At 63.5% G+C, this 6,033-nt stretch carries 6 protein-coding genes; all 6 read right to left on the bottom strand.

Annotated features, from left to right (window positions below; translation table 11 throughout):
- Positions 1-65: 65 nt before the first annotated feature.
- The 6 genes from AC1RR3_RS37365 to xerD all read right to left on the bottom strand — a co-directional run bounded on the left by AC1RR3_RS37365 (position 66) and on the right by xerD (position 6,032).
- Positions 66-470 (bottom strand): PIN domain-containing protein, encoded by a 405-nt coding sequence (locus AC1RR3_RS37365; protein WP_492830141.1) that lies wholly within the window; start codon positions 468-470, stop codon positions 66-68.
- Positions 467-703 carry an AbrB/MazE/SpoVT family DNA-binding domain-containing protein gene (locus AC1RR3_RS37360; protein ID WP_492830139.1) on the bottom strand — a complete coding sequence of 79 codons (237 nt, stop codon included), beginning with the start codon at positions 701-703 and terminating at the stop codon, positions 467-469. The genes AC1RR3_RS37365 and AC1RR3_RS37360 overlap by 4 nt, the downstream gene beginning before the upstream one ends.
- Positions 704-826: 123 nt before the next feature.
- The gene (locus tag AC1RR3_RS37355; protein ID WP_492830137.1) at positions 827-1,612 is read right to left on the bottom strand and encodes a protein NO VEIN domain-containing protein; all 786 of its coding nucleotides are present in this window, start codon (positions 1,610-1,612) and stop codon (positions 827-829) included.
- 167 nt (positions 1,613-1,779) lie between these two features.
- Positions 1,780-3,273: a L,D-transpeptidase family protein gene (locus AC1RR3_RS37350; RefSeq protein ID WP_492830135.1), complete on the bottom strand. Its 1,494-nt coding sequence runs from the start codon at positions 3,271-3,273 to the stop codon at positions 1,780-1,782.
- Between the two features lie 524 nt (positions 3,274-3,797).
- Complete coding sequence (locus AC1RR3_RS37345) at positions 3,798-4,760, bottom strand: acetyl-CoA carboxylase carboxyltransferase subunit alpha (protein WP_492830133.1); 963 nt, start codon at positions 4,758-4,760, stop codon at positions 3,798-3,800.
- A 312-nt stretch (positions 4,761-5,072) separates the two neighbouring features.
- Positions 5,073-6,032 (bottom strand): site-specific tyrosine recombinase XerD, encoded by a 960-nt coding sequence (gene xerD / locus AC1RR3_RS37340; RefSeq protein WP_492830131.1) that lies wholly within the window; start codon positions 6,030-6,032, stop codon positions 5,073-5,075.
- Position 6,033 lies beyond the last annotated feature (1 nt).

Below are 6,033 nucleotides of genomic sequence, written 5' to 3'. Positions count from 1 at the left end.
TTGCCTCCAAAAGAAGACGCCCCGCACTCCCATACAGGTCGCACCGTCGAAAGCTTCACAAGCTCTCAGGGTGACGGGGAGAGAAACGGATTGATGATCGTGAGTCCGCCGATGCTGCGGCCGTGCTGCATGTCTTCACTGTAGAGAGTATCGCAGCCGGCCTCGATCGCGGCGGCAACGATCAGTGCATCGTAAAGGGCAAAGCCATCATTCTGCACGAGCGCGAGGGCCGCCCGGCTCGTCTTCGCCGTGAGTGGGAGCGCCGGATCGAGCGCACTGTCGATGTCATCGAACAGGAGCTCGATGTCGCGCCAGCTTCGTCCCTGCTTCTTGTGCAGGACGTTGGCAAGTTCGTTCAGGACTTGCACGCTGATGGCGCCGCCTTGGTCGATCAGGTCTTGCGCGATTGTTGCCTTGGCTCCGGCCTGCTGCGCGTAGACGAGAATGTTGGTGTCTAGAAACGCGCTCACCGTTCGTTCGCCTCATCGCGATCGAACTTGTAGTCAGCAGGCAAGGGCGGCCAGTTGCGTGCGCGCATGTTCGCGATCGCCCGTCGACGCCGCTCTTCCCTGGTCTCGACCTCGATGGTGCCCTTTCGGGCGGCTATCACGTCGAGTTCGTCGCCTTCCTTGAGGCCCAGTTCTTCGACGAGGGCTTTGGGCAAGCGTACAGCGAGGCTGTTGCCCCATTTGGAAACCTGCATTGCAGCCTCCAGGATATACAATATATAAATGTATATCTTGGTGATGGTATCACTGCAATCAAGTTTTGGGACCCCATGGGATGTCTCGGCCCGGAGAACCTGCGCCAAAACCCGGGGACTGCGTTAGCGCGGCTCGGCAGAGTAGGTGGTCGGCGTCATGAGGAGCGCATGTTCGAGTGGTGGGGCTATCTCGAACATCTGCGCACGGTTGCGGACGTGAAAGACGCGCCGGATTCGATATCGGTCACTTCTCTCTACGGCGACGTCGACTTCTCGCCGGCTTAGCCAAAACGCGGTGCGCTCGTGCCCGCACGTTGTCTTGATCTCCAGAAGCCTCTCTTGGCCATCAGGTTCAAAGGAGCGGACGTCGTAACCGTAGCCGTCTCCGTCCAGGTCGGAAACCCAGCGGACATCATCCGCAAGGTCGTCGCGCCCAGCGCGTCGTAAACGGTCGCGTTCAAACTCCACGACGAACTTCTCGCCGGCTTTTCCCAATTGACGATTCCTGGCGTCGCGCTCGGCGGGGTCGAACTTTCCGACCAGCCGGCGGACAGCGGGCGTCAGTGTCTTCTCGAAGTCTGCGACGGATGGTGGAGGAACAAAGACGGCATCGTCGTTGAGCGTCAGCGGTTGAGTGTCAATGTTCGCGGGGTAAAGAAAATCCGGTGCCTGTCCGACGTTGTGTTCAACGGCAGCCACCAAGGCGTCCTGATAGTGCGCCAACGGTTTGTAGCCGTTGATCCACTGCGTCCCCAGCATATCGAGGACGGCAGAAATGTTTTGAAGCTTGCGTTCGATCGAGCCTTCAGACCGGTGCACGATCGTCATGAGCTGACGCCGATTCTGCGCCTTGCTGTAGGCCGCGCCCGTTCTTTCGGAGGCCAACATCCGAAAATAACTATCGACCACGGCGGAGATTTCGCTCTCCGTCCACGGTGTTCCAGCGACTCCTTCAGTGTGCTCTCGATCCAAGTCTCAGCCTCTTGGACTTGGAGAGTATCAGGGAAGGTGCCCTGCGCAACGACGGCGCCCAGAATGCGGGAAAAGCCGCTTCATTTTGAGCGATTAGATATGTCTTACTTCACCGCCCCAAAGCGGCTGTCGAACGAGTTCGAGGACACCACCGGCGCGGCGCCCATGATCTGCGTCGCTTCACCCGCGCCATCCGACACAGACGGCTTCAGCGCCGGGCGCGTTGCGGCAAGGCGCGTGTCGGGCTTCGCGGGTTCGGCCGGCTTTGCCGCGACGACGGGCTTGGGTGCGTCCTTGGACGTATCGCGGCCGGGCACGAAGCGGGTCACCGCGGCCTTCAGCCTCGACGCGGCGCTGGGCGGCGTTGCAGACGTGGTGGCCGGAGCGGCAGACGCGGCTGCCTGCGGCGCCGGTGTGGTTGCCGTCGTATCGGCGGTGCCGAGGCCCATCTTGCGGCCGAGGCTGGAAAAGAAACCGCCGCCTTCGGACTTTTCGGCGGGGGCAGCCGCGGCGACGCGCGTGTTGGTCGCGGGCGCACTGACGGCAACGACCGGTTCTTCCTGCGGCGCGGGCGCGGCCGCATCGAGATTCGGCTTGGGCGGATTGACGTGTCCGGGGATCGTGCCGGGCGCCTTCGCCATCGCCAGCATCTGGAGCGTGGTGCCTTCGGCACCCTCCGACAGGCCGGTCGAGCCTTCCGGAATCTTGGCGGCGAAGATCTTGTTCATGCCGCCGTCGATGCCGGTGTTCATGCGCGCCACCGGCGTGCCGCGGGAGACGAGCTTGGCGTATTCGGCCTCGTCACGCGCCTGCTTCTCGCGCACGGCGCTCGCGACATCCTCGGGGATCATATAGGCCGGGCACTTTGCCGAGGCGTCGAACACCGGATCGCGCTTGGCATCGGGCGTCTTGGCCGCGTCGAAGACGTATTTCTTCTCGCAGAAATCGACCCTCGGCTCCTGCCGCGTCACCTCGAAATGATCATAGCCTTCCTTGATCATCTTCCAGAACGGCATGTTCGGATTGTTCCGGTGCTTGGCCATGTTCACCGGCGTCATCTTGAACGGATAGGCCTGCAGCTGGAACGCCTTCTGGCCGCCGAAGAAGGATTCGCGGCCAAGCGAATAGATCTCCGCGATCTGCTCGTCGGTCATCGCGTAGCAGCCGCGCGAGGAGCAATCGCCATGCACCATGAGCTGCGAGCCGCTGCGGCCCAAAGCCTTGTCGAACGCGTTCGGGTAGCCCGTGTTGAACGAGAGGTAATAGGCCGACTGCGGATTCATCTGGCTCGGATTGATCGAGTAGAATCCTTCCGGCGCCTGGCGGTCGCCTTCACGCACCTTCGGTCCGAGGTCGCCCGACCAGCGGCAGATCGGATAGGTCTTGAGCAGCGCGAACTGGCCGTTGCGGGCCTGCTTCCAGACCTCGAGCTCGGCTTCCTGCTTGAACAGGCGCACCAGGATCGGCGATTGCAGATCCATGTCCTTCTCGACCATCGCGGCGAGAAGCTTTGGCGGCACCGGCTGATTGGCCTTGGCGTTGGTCGCGAGCGACACCTGGTCGGTGTCGCAGCCAGCCAGCAGAACACTGGCCGTCATCAGCGCAACCGAAGCCAAGAGCGCGCGAGCAAGCGAGCTAGTGATCAAGACGAACCCCACAACGTGCCGGGCAGAGCGCGAACCCCAATCTCGAAGCATGATCCGACCGGACATCCGGACCCGTGATGACGGGCTTTTTCGAGACCACGCTCCAGCGCTTATGCCCTGAAGCCATTGATTAAAATTCTAACCTCTGGGTCATGTGGTCGCAACCCGAGCGGGGATCACGAGCCCGTTGGCCCCAAGGTGTGGTCAACAGAGACTTAAACTGGGCCGTAACTTGGGACGAACTTGGGCCTTGCGGCCAAAACGCTACTGAGATCGCCGATTTGGGCAAAAAAAGGGTTAACGCGGGGTTACCCGGGGGTGATCTCTCGTGCCCCAGACGCAGCGCAGCGCTCCTTCAGCGGTGCGCTGCAGAGCCGGGGCCCATGCCTCAGGCGACCCGCGGCGCGTGCTGGGTCCCGGCTCTGCGCAGCAGCGTTTCACGCTGCAGCGCGTCTGGGACACGAAAACTGTCCGAATCAGCCCAGTTTCCGGCCGATATCGAGGAATTTCTGCCGCCGCTGCTTGCGGATGGCGTCGCCGTCTAGGCCCCGGAGCTCGTCAAAGGCCTTGGCGATGGCATCGCCCGTGGTGGCGATCATGGCGGCGGGGTCGCGATGGGCGCCGCCGACCGGCTCCTTCAGGATGCTGTCGATCACCCCGAAGCGGAGCATGTCCTGGGCGGTGATCTTCATGTTGTTGGCGGCTTCCTGTGCCTTGGTGCCGTCGCGCCAGAGGATCGACGACGCCGCTTCCGGCGAGATCACGCTGTAGATCGCGTGCTCCAGCATCAACACCTTGTTGGCGGTGGTGATGGCGATGGCGCCGCCCGACATGCCCTCGCCGGTGATGATGGCGACGTTCGGCACGGTCAGCGCGAGGCAGGCGTCGGTCGAGCGCGCGATGGCTTCAGCCTGGCCGCGCTCCTCGGCGCCGATGCCGGGATAGGCGCCGGCGGAATCGGCGAGCGACAGCACCGGCAGGCCGAACCGCTCGGCCATCTCCATCAGCCGCACGCATTTGCGATAGCCTTCGGGCCGCGCCATGCCGAAATTGTGCTTGATGCGGCTTTCGGTGGAATCGCCCTTTTCCTGGCCCATCACGCAGATGGCTTCGCCGCGGAAGCGGCCGAAGCCGGCGACCAGCGCCTCGTCCTCGCCGAACTTGCGGTCGCCGGCGAGCGGCGTGAACTCGGTGATCAGGCCCTTGATGAAGTCGTTGAAATGCGGCCGCTGCGGATGCCGCGCCACCAGCGTCTTCTGCCACGGCGTCAGGTTCAGATAGAGGTCGGCCAGCGCTTGGGCCGCCTTGTCCTCGATCTTCCCGATCTCCTCGGAGATATCGGTGCCGGAGGCCGCAAGCGTGCGCAATTCGTCGACCTTGGAGTCGAGCTCGGCGACGGGCTTTTCGAAGTCGAGATAGCTGCGCATCTGGTCTGGCATCAACTCAATATAGGGGGACGGGGCTTGAGAGCGAAGCGAGGTTCGGGTCGCGGAAAGAAGTGTAGCTTCTTCAATGAGTTGGCTTGTGTGCTGCCGGCAGCCCGCCAAATCAATCGTGAGGCTCCGGCTCTTTCTGCGGAGATGTGGCCGAAGTCAAGGCGGTTTCACGGTCCTCCCAACTGAGCTCTCGTGTCCCGGACGCGCTGCAGCGCTTCTTTAGCGCTGCTGCGCAGAGCCGGGACCCAGCGGCATGGGCCCCGGCTCAGCAGCGCACCGTTCCACGCTGCGCTGCGTCCGGGGCACGAGACCTGTTTATTTCTCCGCCAGCGGGTGCAGGTCGCGCACCAGGCTCTTCAGCCGCTCCTCGACCACATGGGTGTAGATCTGGGTGGTCGAGATGTCGGTGTGGCCGAGCAGGGTCTGCACGATGCGCAAGTCGGCGCCGTTGTGCAGCAGATGGCTGGCAAAGGCGTGGCGCAGCACGTGCGGAGACACCAGCCGGGCCTGCAGTCCCGAGGCGACCGCGAGCTCCTTGAGGTCGCGGGCAAAATGCTGCCGCGTCAGATGTCCGCTCTCGCCGAAGGAGGGGAACAGCCATTTCGAGGCGGCGAGGCTGTCTTTCTTCTTCTCCGTCTTCGCAGCTTCCGTCGCGCTGAGATAATCCGCCATCGCCTGCCGCGAGGCCTCGTTCAGCGGCACCAGGCGCTCCTTGTTGCCCTTGCCGCGCACCACGATCATGCGGGCGTCGCGCTTGGCCGCCGTGCGCGGCAGCGCTACCAGCTCGGAGACGCGCAGGCCCGTGGCGTAGAGCACTTCGAGCAGGCAATAGAGCCGCAAGGCGCGCAGCCGCTTCGAGGGCGAGGCCTCCTCCGCCTCGCTCAATTCCTTGGCGCGGCGGAGCATGCGGTCGACATCCGCAATCGACAGCACTTTTGGCAGGCCGCGGCCGCGCTTGGGACCGGACAGGATCGCGGCGGGATCCTCGGTGCGGATCCGTTCGTTCAGGAGAAAGCGATAGAGATGCCGCATCGCCGACAGCCGCCGCGCCACGCTGGTCGATTTGAAGCCGCGCGTATCGAGATCGGCGAGATAATCGCGCAGCGTCTGCGTCTCGGCGTCCGCGAATGCATGGCCGGTGCGGCCGAGAAACTCGGAGAAATCGGTGAGGTCACGGCGGTAGGCGTCGAGCGTGTTGGGGCCGGCGCCCTGTTCCGCCGCGAGCATGTCGAGGAACAGGCCGGTGAGCTTCATATCTGAGGGCTTTGCACGCATG

The sequence above is a fragment of the Bradyrhizobium sp. GW821-FHT13H05 genome, assembly GCF_058804065.1.
The sequence above is the reverse complement of the archived record's forward strand: the minus strand, read 5'-3'. Positions and strand labels throughout refer to the sequence as shown.

What these genes read in the sequence shown, in the direction of transcription:
- AC1RR3_RS37360 (WP_492830139.1), bottom strand. Translation starts at nt 703, where the DNA reads ATGCAGGTTTCCAAATGGGGCAACAGCCTCGCTGTACGCTTGCCCAAA.
- AC1RR3_RS37350 (WP_492830135.1), bottom strand. Translation starts at nt 3,273, where the DNA reads ATGACGGCCAGTGTTCTGCTGGCTGGCTGCGACACCGACCAGGTGTCG.
- AC1RR3_RS37345 (WP_492830133.1), bottom strand. Translation starts at nt 4,760, where the DNA reads ATGCCAGACCAGATGCGCAGCTATCTCGACTTCGAAAAGCCCGTCGCC.
- xerD (WP_492830131.1), bottom strand. Translation starts at nt 6,032, where the DNA reads ATGCGTGCAAAGCCCTCAGATATGAAGCTCACCGGCCTGTTCCTCGAC.